At 72.8% G+C, this 16,313-nt stretch carries 12 protein-coding genes; 8 read left to right on the top strand and 4 right to left on the bottom strand.

Going from position 1 to position 16,313, the window contains the following annotated elements; translation table 11 throughout:
• Positions 1 to 77: 77 nt before the first annotated feature.
• Positions 78 to 515 (bottom strand): hypothetical protein, encoded by a 438-nt coding sequence (locus WMF27_RS43435; protein ID WP_437762993.1) that lies wholly within the window; start codon positions 513 to 515, stop codon positions 78 to 80.
• 133 nt (positions 516 to 648) lie between these two features.
• Between WMF27_RS43435 and WMF27_RS43430 the strand changes: the two genes are divergently transcribed.
• From WMF27_RS43430 to WMF27_RS43405, 6 genes are all read left to right on the top strand, one after another.
• On the top strand, positions 649 to 1,350 hold the full coding sequence (locus WMF27_RS43430; protein WP_437762994.1) for a DNRLRE domain-containing protein: 702 nt from the start codon (positions 649 to 651) through the stop codon (positions 1,348 to 1,350).
• Positions 1,347 to 2,729: an oligopeptide/dipeptide ABC transporter ATP-binding protein gene (locus tag WMF27_RS43425; protein WP_437762995.1), complete on the top strand. Its 1,383-nt coding sequence runs from the start codon at positions 1,347 to 1,349 to the stop codon at positions 2,727 to 2,729. Before WMF27_RS43430 ends, WMF27_RS43425 begins: the two co-directional genes overlap by 4 nt.
• Positions 2,726 to 3,814 (top strand): ABC transporter ATP-binding protein, encoded by a 1,089-nt coding sequence (locus WMF27_RS43420; RefSeq protein ID WP_437762996.1) that lies wholly within the window; start codon positions 2,726 to 2,728, stop codon positions 3,812 to 3,814. The genes WMF27_RS43425 and WMF27_RS43420 overlap by 4 nt, the downstream gene beginning before the upstream one ends.
• Before the next feature lie 285 nt (positions 3,815 to 4,099).
• Positions 4,100 to 4,879 (top strand): hypothetical protein, encoded by a 780-nt coding sequence (locus WMF27_RS43415; RefSeq protein WP_437762997.1) that lies wholly within the window; start codon positions 4,100 to 4,102, stop codon positions 4,877 to 4,879.
• 198 nt (positions 4,880 to 5,077) lie between these two features.
• Positions 5,078 to 5,704: a hypothetical protein gene (locus WMF27_RS43410; RefSeq protein ID WP_437762998.1), complete on the top strand. Its 627-nt coding sequence runs from the start codon at positions 5,078 to 5,080 to the stop codon at positions 5,702 to 5,704.
• A 90-nt stretch (positions 5,705 to 5,794) separates the two neighbouring features.
• Positions 5,795 to 6,784, top strand: a complete 990-nt coding sequence (locus tag WMF27_RS43405; protein WP_437762999.1) for an NADPH:quinone oxidoreductase family protein — start codon at positions 5,795 to 5,797, stop codon at positions 6,782 to 6,784.
• A 117-nt stretch (positions 6,785 to 6,901) separates the two neighbouring features.
• Here the strand turns inward: WMF27_RS43405 and WMF27_RS43400 are convergent, their stop codons facing one another.
• Positions 6,902 to 9,121 (bottom strand): glycoside hydrolase family 3 protein, encoded by a 2,220-nt coding sequence (locus WMF27_RS43400; protein ID WP_437763000.1) that lies wholly within the window; start codon positions 9,119 to 9,121, stop codon positions 6,902 to 6,904.
• Positions 9,122 to 10,086: 965 nt separating this feature from the next.
• Between WMF27_RS43400 and WMF27_RS43395 the strand changes: the two genes are divergently transcribed.
• Positions 10,087 to 10,923 carry a hypothetical protein gene (locus WMF27_RS43395; protein ID WP_437763001.1) on the top strand — a complete coding sequence of 279 codons (837 nt, stop codon included), beginning with the start codon at positions 10,087 to 10,089 and terminating at the stop codon, positions 10,921 to 10,923.
• Positions 10,924 to 10,956: 33 nt separating this feature from the next.
• On the opposite strand, the gene WMF27_RS43390 is transcribed toward WMF27_RS43395, so the two are convergent.
• Positions 10,957 to 12,882 carry a fructose-bisphosphatase class III gene (locus WMF27_RS43390; protein WP_437763002.1) on the bottom strand — a complete coding sequence of 642 codons (1,926 nt, stop codon included), beginning with the start codon at positions 12,880 to 12,882 and terminating at the stop codon, positions 10,957 to 10,959.
• Between the two features lie 255 nt (positions 12,883 to 13,137).
• Here WMF27_RS43390 and WMF27_RS43385 point away from each other — a divergent pair, with 255 nt between their 5' ends.
• Positions 13,138 to 13,491, top strand: a complete 354-nt coding sequence (locus tag WMF27_RS43385; RefSeq protein WP_437763003.1) for a response regulator — start codon at positions 13,138 to 13,140, stop codon at positions 13,489 to 13,491.
• 156 nt (positions 13,492 to 13,647) lie between these two features.
• Here WMF27_RS43385 and WMF27_RS43380 read toward each other — a convergent pair whose 3' ends face one another.
• Positions 13,648 to 16,176, bottom strand: a complete 2,529-nt coding sequence (locus WMF27_RS43380; protein ID WP_437763004.1) for a protein kinase domain-containing protein — start codon at positions 16,174 to 16,176, stop codon at positions 13,648 to 13,650.
• Between the last annotated feature and the right edge of the window lie 137 nt (positions 16,177 to 16,313).

The following is a 16,313-nucleotide window of genomic DNA, read 5'->3' as shown; positions in this document are numbered from 1 at the left end:
ACAACGCGACGCGCGCCCCTACCGCTCCCACCCCTCGCGGCCGACCTCCAGGCGCTCCGAGCGCTGCCTTCCGCCGCTCAGCGCGGCGTGCTGCTCGCCGCCGGCACCGCGGTCCGCTGCCCCGAGCCCGAGCGCGCGCCGCCCTTGATGCGCGCCTCGGTCACGACCTCGTCCCACTGCGCGTCGTAACCGTCGAAGTGGACCCGATAGGAGCCGGGAGCGACGACGCCGGTGATGACGGCGGGCTTGTACGAGCCCTTCCACTCGACCTCGATGCGGTCGCCGACCTTCCGCGCAGCGCCCTCGCCCGAGGCGCGCTGCTCCTCGTCGCGCAGGCGCCGGGCGCTCCCCTCGTGCAGGCATTGCTCGCGGTGGCAGGCGAGGCCTGAAGCGCAGTCGTCGTCCGCGCGGCACGGAGACCCGAGCGGCGCCTTCTTTCCGCAGGCGGCGAGCGCCCCAGGCACGGCGGCCAGGATCACGAGCGCTCTCAGGAAGGTAACGGCTCGAACGCGCACGACACGGCATCCCAGCAGAGCGGCCGCGGCCCGACAACAGGGATCGCGCGCCGGCGACCGGCGCCCCCACCGCCCCCGGCACGCCGCGCCCCGCCCCGCCACCGGGGCCGCCCTACCCGGGCCGCCCTCTGCTATGGTCGCCCCCGCTGTGCGTCTGCTCGCCGCCCTCGCGCCCGTGGCCCTGCTCGTCGCGGCGCCGCCGCTCCTGGGCTGCGGCGGCGGCCCCGCGAGGGACGCGGGCGTGTGCGCAGGCGCGGGCGTCTGCGGCGCCGGGTACTGCGTCGCCGGGCGCTGCCGGCCCGCGAGCGCCCTCCCCGCGCCCCTCGACGCGCGCCGCGTGCTGCTCCCGCCCGAGGACCTCGCCGTCCTCGTCGAGGACGACGCCGCGGCAGCGCCGGGCCTCCCCGACGCCGTCGCGCTCGGGCGCGCCGGGGGCGGTGAAGTCGTCCTGCTGCTCCGGTTCTCGCCGACCTTCGGCGTCGGCGCCGACATCGCGAGCGCCTTCGTCGTGCTGGAGCCGGCCCCGATGGCGCCCCCCGCCGAGCGCGCGCTCACCCTGGAGGTCGCGCGCGTCCTCGAGCCGTGGCGCTCGGAGACGGCGACGTGGGGCCGGCAGCCGCGGCTGTCGATCCCGGAGGCCGCCGCCATCGCGCGGCCCCGCCCGGCGACGCCGCTGCGGATCGACGTCACCTCGCTCGTGCGCAACTGGGCCAGGCGGCGCAAGGACGACCACGGCATCGCCATCCTCGCGGCGGGGAGCGACGCCGTCGGGGCCGCCTACTCGATGGGCATCTCCCAGGGCGTCGGCCCCCGCCTCGAGGTGTACGTACGGTGAGCAACGGCCAGGACGACGAGGACGACGACCTCGGCGCGCGGAACTCGCTCCCGCTTCCCCTGATCCGCCACGACCTCGGCGACAGGAGGCCGGCCGTGCCCAGCGCGCCTTCCCTGCCCAGCGCCCCGGCCACACCCGACGCCTCGAGCGCGGGCGCTCTTCCCGCGCCCGCCACGCCGACCGCGGGCGCTCTCCCCGCCCCCAGCACCTCCGCCGTCCCTCACGGCGCCCTCGCGCGCGGCCTGCTCGACGACGACGAGCCCGCCGTCACCCAGCGCTCGACGGCGAGCGGGCGCTCCCTCCCGCTGCCCCGCACCGCGCCGCCCCTCTCGCCCGACGAGGCCCCGCCGCCCACGCTGCTCCGGGTGAGCGACCTCCGCGTCTCGTTCGCCGCCGACGGCCGCGTCACGCGCGCCCTCGACCGCGTCTCGTTCACGGTGCCGCGCGGGCGCACCGTGGCGCTCGTCGGCGAGTCGGGCTGCGGCAAGACGGTGACCGCGCTCAGCATCCTGCGGCTCCTGCCCGCGCCCTACGCGTCCATCGACGGCGGCTCGATCGAGCTCGACGGCCAGGACCTCCTCGCGCTGAGCGAGCGCGAGATGCGCGCCGTGCGCGGCGGGAAGATCGGCATGATCTTCCAGGAGCCGATGACCTCGCTGAACCCGGTGTACACGGTCAGCGCCCAGATCGCCGAGGCCATCCGGCTGCACCGGCCCATGTCCCGCGGCGACGCCCGGCTCTACGCCGTGAACCTCCTGCGCAAGGTCGGCTTCCCCGAGCCCGAGGTCCGCGCGAACAGCTACCCGCACGAGCTGTCCGGCGGGATGCGCCAGCGCGTCATGATCGCCATGGCCCTCGCGCCGGAGCCCTCGCTGGTCATCGCCGACGAGCCCACCACCGCGCTCGACACGACCACGCAGGCGCAGATCCTCGACCTCCTCGAGCGGCTCAAGGCAGAGACGTCGATGAGCCTCCTGCTCATCGCGCACGACCTCGCGGTCGTCGGCGAGCTCGCGGACGAGATCGTCGTCCTCTACGCCGGCGTCGTCGTCGAGCAAGGGCCGGCGCGCGACGTGCTCGCGGCGCCCTCGCACCCGTACACGCGCGCGCTCCTCAGGAGCATCCCGGCGCGCGGGCTCCGCCCGCACCGCGTGCGCGGCGAGCGCTCGCTCCGCCTGCCGACCATCCCGGGCGCGCTGCCCGATCTGCGCGATCCGCCGCGCGGCTGCCGCTTCCAGGACCGCTGCGACGCCGTGTTCGACCGCTGCCGCGCCGAGGCGCCGGACCTGGTCGCCGTCCCGCCCGGCGCGGGGCACCACGCGGCGCGCTGCTTCCTCCTCACGGGCCCGGGGCGCGCGGGCAACGAGGGCGCCTCGTGACGCGCGACAGCGGATCCCCGCCGCCCACGCAGCGCGACGAGCCCGCCGCGCCGCCCCCGCGCCCTGCAGCCGCGGCGCCCCCGGAGGGCGCGGAGAGCGCGCCGGGCGAGCGGCCGCTCGTCCAGGCGGAGGGGCTCTCGAAGTTCTACCCGGTGCAGCGCGGCGCCTTCGCGAAGCCGACGTTCGTGCAGGCCGTCGTCGAGGCGACCTTCCACGTCCACCGGGGCGAGGCGCTCGGCCTGGTCGGCGAGTCGGGCTCCGGCAAGAGCACCCTCGGGCGCCTCGTGCTCCGGCTCATCGAGCCCACGGTCGGCCGGGTCCTCTTCGACGGCCACGACCTGAGCGCCCTGTCGAGCCGCGCGCTCAGGGCCATGCGCCGGCGGATGCAGATCGTCTTCCAGGACCCCTACGGCTCGCTCAACCCGCGCATGACGCTGCGCGAGATCGTCGGCGAGGGCATCGTCATCCACCACCTCGCGAGGAGCCGCGACGAGGAGACCGCGATGGTCGAGGGCGCGCTCCAGAAGGTCGGCCTGCGGCCGGACATGATGGAGCGCTTCCCCCACGAGCTCTCGGGCGGGCAGCGGCAGCGGGTCGCGATCGCCCGCGCCCTCGCCGTGCGCCCGGACTTCATCGTCTGCGACGAGCCCGTGAGCGCGCTCGACCTCTCGGTGCAGGCCCAGATCGTCAACCTGCTGGAGGAGCTCCAGGACGAGCTGTCGCTCGGCCTGCTGTTCATCTCGCACGACCTCCGCGTCGTCGAGCACGTGAGCCACCGCATCGCGGTGATGTACCTCGGCCGCATCGTGGAGATCGGCCCCACGCAGGGCGTGGCCGGGCGGCGGCACCACCCGTACACGCGCGCGCTCTTCGACGCGACGCCGTCGATCGAGCGGGGGAGCAAGGCGCGCCGCCTGCTGCCGGGCGCACCCGGGAGCGCGATCAACCCGCCCGACGGCTGCGTGTTCCACCCTCGCTGCCGGAGGTCCGAAGAGGGCAAATGCGACGTCGAGATCCCGCCGCTCGAGGAGCTCGTCCCCGGCAGCGGCCACCGCGTGGCGTGCTGGCACCCCGAGGTCGAGTGACGGCGGCGCGCCGGCGCATCGCGGGATGAGCCGGCCCGGCCGCTGGTTCGCGCGTTGAAATGTCGCCGGGATGGCCCGGAACAGCTGGCTCGCCGGGAATGGCGCCCTGGGAGCGGAGCAGCTCACCTCTCCGCCACGGCTCAAATTGGCACAATCGGAGATCCGGTGTGTCACGCGCCGGAGGCGCTCCTGCGGGATCTGCGTTTGTTGCGCGAGGCACCCCTTTTGCTGCACGCCCCGCGCCGCCGCGCGCGAGGTTCGGTGGCGGAGCCACGAGGTGATGCGATGACGAGCGACGTGCTTCGCGTGCTGGCGGCAGCCCTGCTGTCCGGTGCGTGCCTGATGGGATGCAAGAGCAGCGTGAATGACGGCGTTGACGCCAGCGGCGGCAACGGCGGCAGCGGCGCCAGCAGCAGCGGCGGCGGCGAGGACGGCACCGGCGGAAGCGGCGGCCACAACGGCGGCAGCGGCGGCGACGACAGCGGCAGCGGCGGTGACGACGACAGCGGCGAGGACGGCACCGGCGGCTGCGGCGACGGCAGCGGCGGCGGCTGCATCGACCTGTCGGACTGGCCGTGCGAGGTGCGCGACGTCGAGGGCACGATCCCCGGCGTGAAGATATCGATCGAGTCGCGCCGGTGCTCCTACCACGAACGAGAGCCGGCGGAGTTCATCTTCACGGTCACGACCGACTCGAGCGTCCCCCCGATCGACGTCGCGGCCTCCACCGGCTGCGGGCGCTGCGTCGAACCGACGAGCGATCCGCTCTCGTTCGTCTCCTACAAGATCAGCGGCCTCTCGTGGGGCGCCGATCCGCAACCGCAGCTCTACTGCCTGTGCGACGTGGGCTGCTGCGCTCCCGACGAGGCGGTGACCGTGCAGGTCGACGCGACGACGGTGACGCAGACGATCCGCTGGTCCGGGCGGCAGTGGACCGGGCCGTCCGACACGAGCAACCCGGAGGGCGCCTTCTTCCGGGCGGGGAGCTACGATGTCGAGGTGACGTTCGACGGGCAGGAGCAGGGCTCCGTGACGGCGAAGCTGCCGATCGAGATCTACCCCTGAAGCACGGCCGACGCGGCGCCCGCAGGCAGGCCGTGGCCCAGGGTGGCACAGTCGGCGCCCCGGGGTGGCGCGCGCCACGGCCTGTCCCTCCGGAGCCCGCGCGCGCCTCGCGGAGCATCTCCCTTGCTGCCGATCGCGCGCCGCCGCAGACAGGCGGCGTGGCGCGAAGGAGGGAGAGGTGAGGGAATGGCAAACGACATGCTTCGAGCTCTGGCGATAGCCTTGCTGTCCGCCGCGTGCGCGACCGGATGCGGCGGCGGCAAGGAGGGCGGCGGGAGCGGCGGCGACGGCGCGAGCAGCAGCAGCGGCGGCGACCGCGGGCTGCCGCCGGGGGCCGAGCCGTGCGCGGTGCGCGACGTCCAGGGCACGATCCCGGGCGTGACGATATCGATCGAGTCGAGCCGCTGCGTCTACTGGAGGGGCGAGCCAGCGGAGTTCGTCTACACGGTCACGACCGACTCGAGCGTCCCTCCGATCGAGATCGCGGCCTCCGACGGGTGCGGGCACTGCGTCGTGCCGAGCGCGGATCCGCGCTCGTTCGTCACGTACCAGATCACCGGGCTGTCGACGGCGGGGGATCCACAGCAGTACTGCCTCTGCGACACCGGGTGTTGCGCTCCCGACGCCGCGGCGAACGTGCAGGTCGACGCGACGGCGGCGACGCACACGATCTCCTGGTCGGGGCGGCAGTGGAGCGGGCCATCGGACACGGACAACCCGGAAGACGAGTTCTTCGCGCCGGGGACCTACGATGTCGAGGTGACGTTCGACGGGCAGGAGCAGGGCTCCGTGACGGCGAAGCTGCCGATCGAGATCGTCCGCTGATCGCGCGCGCGCCGGCGATCCCGCGGGGGATCCCCGGCGCGCGAGGCGGCGCCGCCGGGCCGCCCGGGCTTTCTGCTAAGGTCCGCGGGCATGCATGCCTGGCGCGGACACGCCTTCGGTCCCCCCGAGATCCTCGTCTGGGAAGAGGTGGACGACCCCCCGCTCGCCGAGGGGGAGGTCCGGATCGAGGTGGCCGCCGCCGCGATCAACTTCCCCGACGTGCTCTTCACGGCGGGCGCGCACCAGGTCAAGCCGACTCCGCCGTTCATCCCCGGCTTCGAGGTCGCCGGCGTCGTCGTCGAGAGCCGCGAGCCGTCCCTCCCGCCGGGCGCCCGCGTGGCCGCGACGCTCCCCGGCTCGGGGGGGTACGCGACGCGCGCGATCGCGGGGCCGCGCACCACCTATGCGCTCCCGGACGCGATGCCGTTCGAGGACGCCGCGGCGATGACCATCACCTACCAGACAGGCTATTTCGCGCTCCACCGTCGCGCCGGCGTCCAGCCGGGCGACACGGTCCTCGTGCACGCCGGCGCGGGCGGCGTCGGCAGCGCGGCGATCCAGCTCGCCAAGGCGGCCGGCGCGACCGTCATCGCGACCGCCGGCGGCGAGCAGAAGACGGCGGTCTGCCGCGCCCTCGGGGCGGACGTCGCGATCGACTACCGGCGCGAGGACTTCGTCGCCGTCGTGAAGGAGCGGACCTCGGGCCGGGGCGCCGATATCGTCTTCGACCCCGTCGGCGGCGACGTCTTCGATCAATCGACGAAATGCGTCGCCTTCGAGGGCCGCATCGTGGTGATCGGCTTCGCCTCCGGCCGCATCCCCGCGGCGCGCGCGAACCACCTGCTCGTGAAGAACTATTCGGTCGTCGGCCTCTACTGGGGCACCTACAGCCGCGCCCGGCCCGATCTCACGCGGAGGGCGCAAGACGAGCTCTACGCGCTCTACGGCCAGGGCGCGATCAAGCCGCTCGTCTCGGCCGCGCCGCCGATGGCGGAGGCGAAGGCGGCCATGAAGGCGGTCGCGTCCCGCGCGACCACGGGCAAGGTGGTGCTCACGACCGCGCGAGGCGGCGGCGCGTGACGCGCTGTTCACGGAGACCCGGCCCGCCGCGCGGCGGGCTGGGTCCCTCGGCCTATCGCACGAACGCCGCCGCCGCTGCGGAGAGTTGGGAGAGCGGCAGCGGCGCGGAGGATGGGATCAGTTGCAGCCGCTCGCGGTGGACGCTTCCGGGAGCGCCGCAGGCGTGTCCTTGTTCTCCGTCGTCAGGCCGAAGCCGTACGGGAACAGCGCGCCGTCTTCCCCGCGGTTGACCCGCTGGCAATCGGTCGCAGGCCAGGAGAACGAGAGCTTGCCCTGGAACTGCTGCTTGCCGAACAGCACGTCGGCCACGCCGCCGCCCTCGGAGCCCGGGAGCCACGCGGCCACGAAGGCGTCCGAGCGGTTCAGCTCCTTGTTGACGTAGAGCGGACGGCCCGACAGAAAGACCGTCACGATCGGCAGATCCGGCTTGGCCGTGCGGATCGCCTGGAGGACCTGCAGATCCTCGGGGTGGAAGACCGCGTGCTCCAGCGTCTTCGCGTGCGGCGTGTCGTCCGTCGCGAGCTGGATGTCCCCGTACATCTCGGCATAGGGCGTCTCGCCGATCACCACGATCGCCGCGTCGAAGTTCCCCGAATTGGCGGCGGAGCCGTTGGCGCTCAGCATCGCCTGCCCGCCGCCGGCCGACACCAGGTCCTGGATCCCCTTGAAGATCGACGTCGCGCCGGGGAAGTCGGCGTCCGTCAGGTCGGTGCCCTGCCACGTCCGCGACCAGCCGCCGCACTGGTTCGAGATGCTGTCCGCGGATTTGCCCGCGACGAGCACCTTGGCCGACGCGGCGAGGGGCAGGACCCCGCCGGCGTTCTTGAGGAGGACAAGAGACTTCCGGACCGCCTCGCGCGCGAGGGCCCGGTGCTCCGCTTGCCCGAGCACCGACTGATCTCCCGCGAACATCCGCTTCGACGGCGCCTGCTTGGTCTTCTTCGGGCCGAGGAGCCCCGCCCGCATCTTGACCCGCAAGATCCGCGTCACGGCGTCGTCGACCCGCGCCATCGAGATCTGGCCCCCCTTCACCTGGCTGAGGGTGTTCTCGTAGAACGCCTTCCAGTCGTCCGGGACCATGATCATGTCCACACCAGCGTTGATCGAGGCGGCGCACGAGGCGTTGGTGCAGCCCGACACCTGGCCATGACCGTTCCAGTCGCCGATGACGAACCCGTCGAAGTGGAGCTTGTCCTTCAGCACCCCGGTGAGCAGATCGCCCTTCCCGTGCATCTTCTGGCCGCGAATGCTGTTGTACGACGCCATGACCGTCTGCGCGCCCGCCGGGATGGCGGACAGGTAGCCCTGCCCGTGGATCGTGCACAGCTCGGTGTCGGAGGCGAGGTTGTTCCCCTGGTCATCGCCCTTGTCCGTGCCGCCGTCACCGATGAAGTGTTTGGCCGTCGCGATGACGCGCGTCGCGCCGAGGAGATCAGGGCTGTTCGCGGCGCCCTGGATGCCCTGCACGACCCGGCCCGCATAGGCGTTCACGATCTCGGGATCCTCCGAGTAGCCCTCGTACGTGCGGCCCCAGCGGTCGTCGCGCACGGTCGCGAGCGTCGGCGCGAAGGTCCAGTCGAGCCCGGTCGCGAGGACCTCCTTGGCCGTCGCGGCGCCGATGCGCTCGAGCAGCTCGGGGTCGTGGGCCGCGCCGAGGCCGATGTTGTGCGGGAAGAGCGTGGCGCCGCGGACATTGTTGTTCCCGTGCACCGCGTCGATGCCCCAGATGATCGGGATGGCCACGCGGCCACCGCTGGTGTCCACCGAGGCGTTGTAGAAGTCGTCGGCGAGCTTCACCCAGTCCGCCGCCGTGGCGTTCTTGTTCTTCCCCGGCCAGGAGCCGCCGCCGTTCAGCACGGAGCCGATGTTGTACTGCTTCACCTCGGCCGGCGTGATCTTCTGGATCTCGGCCTGCACCATCTGGCCGACCTTCTCCTCCACCTTCATCTTGCCGAGCAGCTCGGTGATGGCCGCCTCGATCGCCGGATCCTGCGCGATCGCGCTCCGCACCTCGGGCCAGCCGTTGTCGCAGGGCAAGAGGCCGACGCTGTCCCCGGCGCCGCTGCCGCCGCCGCCGGTGCTGTCGCTGCCGCCGGTGCCGCCGCCACCGGTCCCGGAGCCGCTGCCGGAGGAGCCGGCGCCGGCGCCGGAGCCAGCACCAGCGCCGGAGCCGCTTCCGGAGCCAGCGCCGGCGCCGGAGCCGCTTCCGGAGCCAGCGCCGGCGCCGGAGCTGGCTCCGGAGCTGGTCGCGTTGTCGGACGTGTCGTCACCGCAGGCGGCCGGCGCGAGAACGACAGCCGCCGCCATGATCCAAGTTGCATACCGTGTGAGGCGCATGGGTGCTCCCCTCTCTTGTCGATGAGATGAAGGATGGGCTTTAAGGGTGAATTGTGACAGTCGAGCAAAGCGTCGATCGGGACGTGTAAGAAATATAAGACAGGAAGGGAACGTTCTAATCCATGACTCCACCCGCACGCAAGCCCCCCTCACGCCGCGGACGAGGGTTCGCCCGCGTGACCGCGTGACCATGCGCGCGTCGCCGCCGCGTCCTCGCCGCCGTCGCCATGAGCCCGAGCCAGGCCTCCCTCGTGCCTCGTGGCGCGCCGGATGACACGGTGCGTCCTGGGACGCCACCGGTTAACCATAGTCCGAGTCGGGCCGCAATATACAAACCCGATGGCGCAGCGCGGTAATCCACCCGTGGCATAACGCGACAACCCGTGCACGAGCGAGGACGCGACGGGCTCATCGATGGATGCGGGCTCACCGGGGTCGAGCACATCATCTCCGATCCGAGGATCGAGAGGCCGCGCGAGGAGACAGGGAGGAGCGCATGTGTCCGCGCGATGACGAGAGACGCTCAGCGCGGTTGACGTTGGCTGCGTTTCGTCGGTTGTCGAGGGGGTCGGCGCTCAGCGCTCCATCATGAAGAGGACGGTGAACAGCTATCATGAGCCGTGGCACCACGGGGATACGAGGCAACGGCGGCACCACGCCGCGCGCAAGCGCCAGCTCGTCGAGCCCGCCCACGCGCGGTCGACCCCCCGCAATGCTGATTCCAGCGGGGTGCGGCGCGATCGACGCGGTCAACGCAGCGGGGTCAGCGGACAGAGCCATGGGCTCACGCAGCACGGGCCGACGGGCGAGCCGAAGCGTCTACCGTCGCGATTCAGCGGAAGCATATTCCGCCAAGGGAACAATGATAGAATCGTGACGCCTGCGCGGCAGCATTTACCCGCGAGACTGCACGTGCCTATTCTCCGCGCATGGTCTTTATCCCGCGCACTTCCATTCGTCTCTTCATGACCACCGGTACGCTGCTCCTCGCGCTCGCCGCGTGCGGTGACGACGAGGTCAGCTTTGGCGCAGGCGGCGCAGGCGGTGAGGCCGGCGGCGGCACCTCCACCAGCACCAGCGCAGGAACTGGCGGCGGCACCACCAGCGGCACAGGCGGCGAGGGCGGCGCAGGCGGCGCTCCTGGCACAGGCGGCGCGGGCGGCGCAGGCGGCGCTCCTGGCACAGGCGGCGAGGGCGGCGCAGGCGGCGCTCCTGGCACAGGCGGCGAGGGCGGCGCAGGCGGCGCTCCTGGCACAGGCGGCGAGGGCGGCGCAGGCGGCGCTCCCGGCACAGGCGGCGAGGGCGGCGCAGGCGGCGCTCCCGGCACAGGCGGCGAGGGCGGCGCAGGCGGCGCTCCCGGCACAGGCGGCGAGGGCGGCGCAGGCGGCGCTCCCGGCACAGGCGGCGCGGGCGGCACAGGCGGCGCTCCCGGCACCGGCGGCGCGGGCGGCGATGACGGCGAGCCCGTACGGTGGTCCGACGTGGAGCCGATCCTGCTGGCGAAGTGCTCGCCCTGCCACACCCGCACGGATCCCGCGCCGGCCAGCGGCTTCGCCATCACCTACGAGTCCTCGCTGCTTGCCTCGAGCTCGGAGCAGTGCGCCGTGGACGCGGGTGAAGTTCCGAGGACGCAGGGGGGATGCACCATCATCCGCATCCACGGCCTCGACTCAGCCACCCGCATGCCGCGCAACCGCGGATGCACCGGCGACCCGACGCTCGACGCCGCGAATTCTGCCTGCCTGACCGCGGAGGAGCAGAAGACCCTCGAGGACTGGATCCTGGACGGTCAGCTCGACTGATCCGAGGAGGCCCGGTCCCCGCCGCGCCTCACGTCACCTCGGCTGCTCCAGGAGCGCTCCGTCTCGATACGCGTCGATGAGCCGCTCCAGGATCTCGATCTCCCGCTCGAGCTCCTCCCCCTTCTCGGTGTCTCCCACCCGGCGCTCGGCCTCGTAGACCTCCACGTCCGAGATCACGGGGATGATGTCCTCCCCCGCCTCCACGGCCTGCTCGACCGACGTGAAATGGTGGTGCTGCGCGAGGCGCGCCCCGCTCGCCTCGAGCACGAGCGTGTACCCCTTGTCGCCGTACGCCTCCGAGAACGCCCCATCGATCGTCACCGCGCGGCGCGACGCCTTGATCGGCGACTCCCCCCGCTCGACCCGGACCGGCACGTGCCCGTTCACGATGAGCCCGCGCTCCTCGTCCACACCGAACTCGCGGCACACCCGGCCGCAGAACGCGGCGCCGTGGATCAGGTGGAAATAAGGGTTCTTCGTCTCCCTGTGCGTCCTCTCGTCGGCGACGAAATACGACTCGAACGTCGTCATCCGGTCCTTGCCGAACATGGGCGAGAGCGGCCCGGTCCAGAGGTACCAGAGCATGTCGACGTCCTCCTGCGCGCCCGCCCGGAAGGCCCGGCGCACCGTCCGCTCCAGCGCGTCGAACAGCGCCCTGCCGCGGCGAACCTCGCCGTCCACCACGAAAGGAAGGAGCTCTCCCTCGCCGTCCACCGGGACACAGCCGTGGAAGATGAGCGCCCGATCGCGCCTGAGCCACGTCGTCCCCTGCTGCACCATCCAGCGCATCTGGCGGGACAGCGCCGGGCTCCTCAGGAAAGACTCCTTCAGAAGGGCGACGCACGCCGCCTCGTCCGGCGTCAGCGCGTACGGATCGCCGGGGTCGAGCGTCGGGAAGCGCGCGTCGAGCAGCGGAAACACCTCGCCGTCGATCGCGACCGTGCCCGCGCGCGCGTCGATGCGATGGAGCAGGCAGCGGTGCTCGAGCGCGTACTCCGGGCGGCGCCGGCAGAGCTGCCCCTCCAGCTTGAACTGCAGGACGGCCGCGGCCTTCTGCATCCGCGCCATCAGGAGGGCGTCGCGCAGGCCCTCGCCGCGGACCGCGAAGCGCTCCGCCGGATCGTCGGCGTAGGCCGTGCGCGCGAGCCGATCGAGCGGCGCCACGGAGATGCCAAAGCCCTCTTCCAGCTGCGACAGGCGCCCGTACCGCAGCGAGAGCCGGACGACCGTGGCGATGAGCGCCTCCTGGCCGAGGCTCGCGCCCATCCAGCTCACGTCGTGGTTGCCCCACACGACCCGCACGCGCGGCTGGCGCATCAGGTACTCGATCACCTTGTCGAGGCGGGGGCCGCGATCGCCGAGATCGCCGGCCACCACGAGCTCGAAGACGGTCAGGTTCCGGATGGCGCGCGCCGTGGCGCGCAAGATCTCGATCTCGCGGCCGTGCTGCACGAACGGATCGATGAGCGCGTCGAGGTAGCCGCCCTCGCCGAGGGTGGCGCGCGCCGACACGAGCTCGCGGAGCAGGCCCCGCATGTCCTCCGGGAACGCCGCCTCCACCTGGCGGAGCGTGTAGCGCAGCGACAGCTGGCGGATGACCTCGATCTCGCGCGCGAGCGTCCAGAGCAGGAAGTCCCGCCGCTCCCCCTCGCTGCGGGACGCGACGCGGGCATGGCTCTCGCGAGGGTAGTAGACGGCCGAGAGCAGCGCGCGCTCCTCGGCCGCCGTGAGCCGGTCGCCGAAGACCCGCTCGACCAGCGGCCGCAGGCTCCCCGAAGCGTTGTTGATGATGTGCTTCAGCTTCCTGTGCTCGCCGTGGACGTCGCTGACCACGTGCACCGTCCCCTTCGGGAGCGACAGGATCGCCCGCAGATGGCCGATCTCCGAGAGCGCGGCCTCGGTCGTCGGGTACCGGGCCGCGAGGGCCCGGAGCAGCGGCAACTCCCGCGTGTCCAGCATGGCGTCGCAGCATAGAGCAAGGCCGCGGGTCGACGCACGCACGCGACGTGCTCCGCGCGCCGCGCTGAGCAGCCGGGCAAGCGCGCAAGGCGAGCGCATGCGCCTGACTCTGCCGCGTTTCTCCTTGCGGCCACGCGGCGTCCTACTAGCAAATGCAATGGGAGCCCATGCAATCTCGGGGCTGCGAGGCCGCACCTCCGCGCCGAGCGGCCTCGACGCCGGCCCCGCATTCACCAGCGAACGCCCTCTTCCCACATGAGCAAGTCTATCCTGATCATCGATGACGACGTGGATCTGGCGACGACCCTGGCCGAGACGCTGCGCGACCTCGGTTATGAGGCGACGCCTTTCTTCAGCGGGCGAGAGGCGCTCGAGCGGCTCCTCGACGGCGAGCGGCCCGGAGTGATCCTGCTCGACCTGATGATGCCGAAGATGAACGGCTGGAAGGTGTGCGACGAGCTCTGCGCGGTCCCCGCGCTGGAGGAGATCCCCGTCGTCATCATGACCGCGGCGTCGAACATCAAGCAGCCGATGCCGGCGCACGCGCGCGAGGTGCTCAGCAAGCCGTTCGAGCTCGACGCCCTGCTCAGGACGATCGACGCCGCCTGAGCGGCGCGCGCCGCCCCGAGCGTCGTGGGGGCGCGTCGCGCGTCGACCGCAAGTCCGTATGAAATAGGGGTGCAGCGCGCGGCCATCGCGCCATCGCCGCAGAAGGCAGAGGGCTCCGGCCGCCGCGCCGAGGCGGCCTGGGCGCCGAGCCCCGGGCTACCGCTTCTTCTTCGCCTTCGGCGGTGTGCTCGGCTTGATATCGATGCTCGTGGCCCCCTGGCACGGCACCTGCGCTGTCACACCCGCGCTGAGCCACTCGGGGAACTTCGTCTTCCCGACCCGGCCGACGCGCACGAAGAAGCGGCCGCAGCGCACGGCCAGCGCCTGGTTCACATCCCCCGCGTACTTGCCGGTCATGTAGACGCTCCCCGGCTGCGGAAACCCCACCGTGAGCAGGCCCTGATCCTTGGGCAGCGACGCAGGATTGCCCCCCTGCCGCGCCTGGCTCGCGGCCTCCTTCGCCGCGGCCTCCTTCGCCGCCGCCGCCTCCTTCGCCGCGGCCTCCTTCGCCGCCGCCGCCTCCTTCGCCGCGGCCTCCTTCGCCGCCGCGGCCTCCTTCGCCGCGGCTTCCTTCGCCGCCGCCGCCTCCTTCGCCGCGGCCTCCTTCGCCGCCGCGGCCTCCTTCGCCGCGGCTTCCTTCGCCGCCGCCGCCTCCTTGGCCGCGACCTCCTTCGCCGCCGCGGCCTCCTTGGCTGAGAGCGTCTTCGCCGCCTGCGCCTTCCCGGCCGGAGCCTTCTTCATGGGGGGCGACTCGCTCGCCGCGGACGTCGCCGCGGCGACGGGCTCGACGATCGCGGGCGCCAGGTCCACCGCGACAGCCGGCTCGGGCGGATCCCGCCGCGCCACGTAGATCCAGAGCCCCGCCACCACCGTCGCCGTGATCGCCGACACCGCGATCGTCCCGGCGGGCGACAGCGAACGCGGCGCTTGCCATGCCAGCGCAGGCAGCCGCGGGCGCCGCGACGACGCGCCGGCCGGGGGCGACGACTCCACCGGAGAGCCGCCGCGACCCTCCGCGCTCGGCCTCGGGTACGGCACGCCCCCGGGCGGCGTCAGGCCCGATGAGCCGTCCAGCGGCACCGTCACCCCGGACGGCGTCAGCCCCGTTGCGCCCATGGGCACGGTCACGCCAGAGGGGGTCACCGGCGAGCCGGAAGGCGGCTTGGGCGGCGCCCCCAGGAACGCGGGCGCGAGATCCGCCGGGAGGGCCGGCGGCGGACCGAAGCGGATCGCCTCCGGGATCACCGAGGTGGTCGGCACGAAGCGGGCCACCTCCGCGCCCGTGCCAGGCATCGTCGTGCCGTCCTCCTCGAATATCGGATCGACCTCGGTCAACGTCGGCGGCCCGCCCTCCGGCGGCCCCTCGTCGACCGCCGCCGCGTCGCGCTCCGCCGCGCGCTTCGACGCCTCGAACAGGCGGCCGAACGTCTCGCGATCCGGCAGCGCGGGCCTTCGTCCGTCGACGCCCTTCGCGCCGTCGCCCCTCACCTCGGACGCCGCCGGCACCGGGATCGTGATCGGCTCGGGCGCGCCGATCGACGCCTTGCCGTCCTGCCGCGCCGACCCGATCAGCGCCTCGGACGCCCCCGCCGAGGGAGGCGCGGTCTTCGCCTGCGCGCCGGGAGTCCGCAGCCTCGCGGCGCCGCCGTCCCTGGCCGCCTGATCCCTGGCGAAGAGATCCTTCGCGAGCCGCTTCGCCGCGTCCGCCGCGGGCCTCGCGGTCTGACCTCCCTTGCCCTTGACCGGGATCGTCGGCCGCCGGTCCTCCTCGTGATCCGCGTCCTCGATCTCGATCGTCGCGTGCGCCGATTGCACGCGCGTCACGAGCTCGGCCTTCCCCTTCTCCGGGCGAGCGACCTTCGCGAGCGCCTGCTCGATCTCGTGGACGGTGATCTTCCGATCGTCCGGCGCCGGCGCGAGGGCCGTGTCGAGCAGCGCCACGATCGGGCGCGGGATCTCCGGCCGGATCGTGGCGATCGCCTGCGGTCGCGTGCCGTCCGCGGGCGGCCGCCGCCCCGTGAGCAACGACCAGAGCAAGAGCCCCACGCCATAGATATCGGCCTTCACCGTGACGCGCTCGGCGCGCGCCTGCTCGGGCGCCATGTAGCCCGGCGCGCCCTTGACCACGCCCGCGATCGTATCCGGCGTGCGCCCGAGGATCTTGCCGATGCCGAACCCCGTCAGCCGCACCTGCCCGTCCCACCCGATCACGATGTTCTCCGGGTGGAGGTTGCGATGGATGATCGGCGTGGGGCTGCCGTGCTCGTCGACGGACCCGTGCGCGTGCGCGAGCGCCCCGGCGATGCAGTGGACCAGGTAGTAGACCGCCGCGTCGGCGAGCTTCTGCTGCCGCGACGCGAGGTGCTGGTGCAGCCGATTGAGGTTCACGCCCTCGACGTGCTCGAGCACGAGGACGAGCCGGCCGGCGTGCTCGAAGAAGTCGAACATCCGCACGATCGCCGGGTGGTTCATCGTCGCGCAGATCGACGCCTCGCGGGCGAGCTCGTCGGCGAAGCGCGGGTCACCCTCGGCGGTGTTCGGGACGAGCTTCAGCACGCAGACGCGGCGAAACCCGAGCGGCCCATCCAGTCGCCCGAGATAGACGCTGGTAGGCCCAGAACCGGACAGGCGCCGGAGAATCTTGTAGGCCCCAATCGTCTCGGGAGCGGGCTCCGTCGGAAACATCCGGGGCCGATCATACCCAAGCGGGGCGAAGCCCCCAAGCCAACGACCAAGACCGATCACTTCGCGGCGCCGGGAGGCGTCCCCGGGCGCCTCGGTACGAGCCCATGCTCCACGCGCCCTGTACGGCGCGTCGCTCT

Origin of the sequence: Sorangium sp. So ce281 (genome assembly GCF_051527395.1) — a bacterium.
GTDB lineage: Bacteria > Myxococcota_A > Polyangia > Polyangiales > Polyangiaceae > Sorangium > Sorangium cellulosum_B.
The sequence above is the reverse complement of the archived record's forward strand: the minus strand, read 5'-3'. Positions and strand labels throughout refer to the sequence as shown.

Coding starts and splice junctions, on each gene's coding strand:
- WMF27_RS43405 (WP_437762999.1), top strand. CDS start 5,795: ATGCATGCCTGGCGCGGACACGCCTTCGGTCCCCCCGAGATCCTCGTC.
- WMF27_RS43380 (WP_437763004.1), bottom strand. CDS start 16,176: ATGTTTCCGACGGAGCCCGCTCCCGAGACGATTGGGGCCTACAAGATT.
- WMF27_RS43430 (WP_437762994.1), top strand. CDS start 649: ATGGTCGCCCCCGCTGTGCGTCTGCTCGCCGCCCTCGCGCCCGTGGCC.
- WMF27_RS43400 (WP_437763000.1), bottom strand. CDS start 9,121: ATGCGCCTCACACGGTATGCAACTTGGATCATGGCGGCGGCTGTCGTT.
- WMF27_RS43390 (WP_437763002.1), bottom strand. CDS start 12,882: ATGCTGGACACGCGGGAGTTGCCGCTGCTCCGGGCCCTCGCGGCCCGG.
- WMF27_RS43410 (WP_437762998.1), top strand. CDS start 5,078: ATGCTTCGAGCTCTGGCGATAGCCTTGCTGTCCGCCGCGTGCGCGACC.
- WMF27_RS43415 (WP_437762997.1), top strand. CDS start 4,100: ATGACGAGCGACGTGCTTCGCGTGCTGGCGGCAGCCCTGCTGTCCGGT.
- WMF27_RS43395 (WP_437763001.1), top strand. CDS start 10,087: ATGACCACCGGTACGCTGCTCCTCGCGCTCGCCGCGTGCGGTGACGAC.
- WMF27_RS43385 (WP_437763003.1), top strand. CDS start 13,138: ATGAGCAAGTCTATCCTGATCATCGATGACGACGTGGATCTGGCGACG.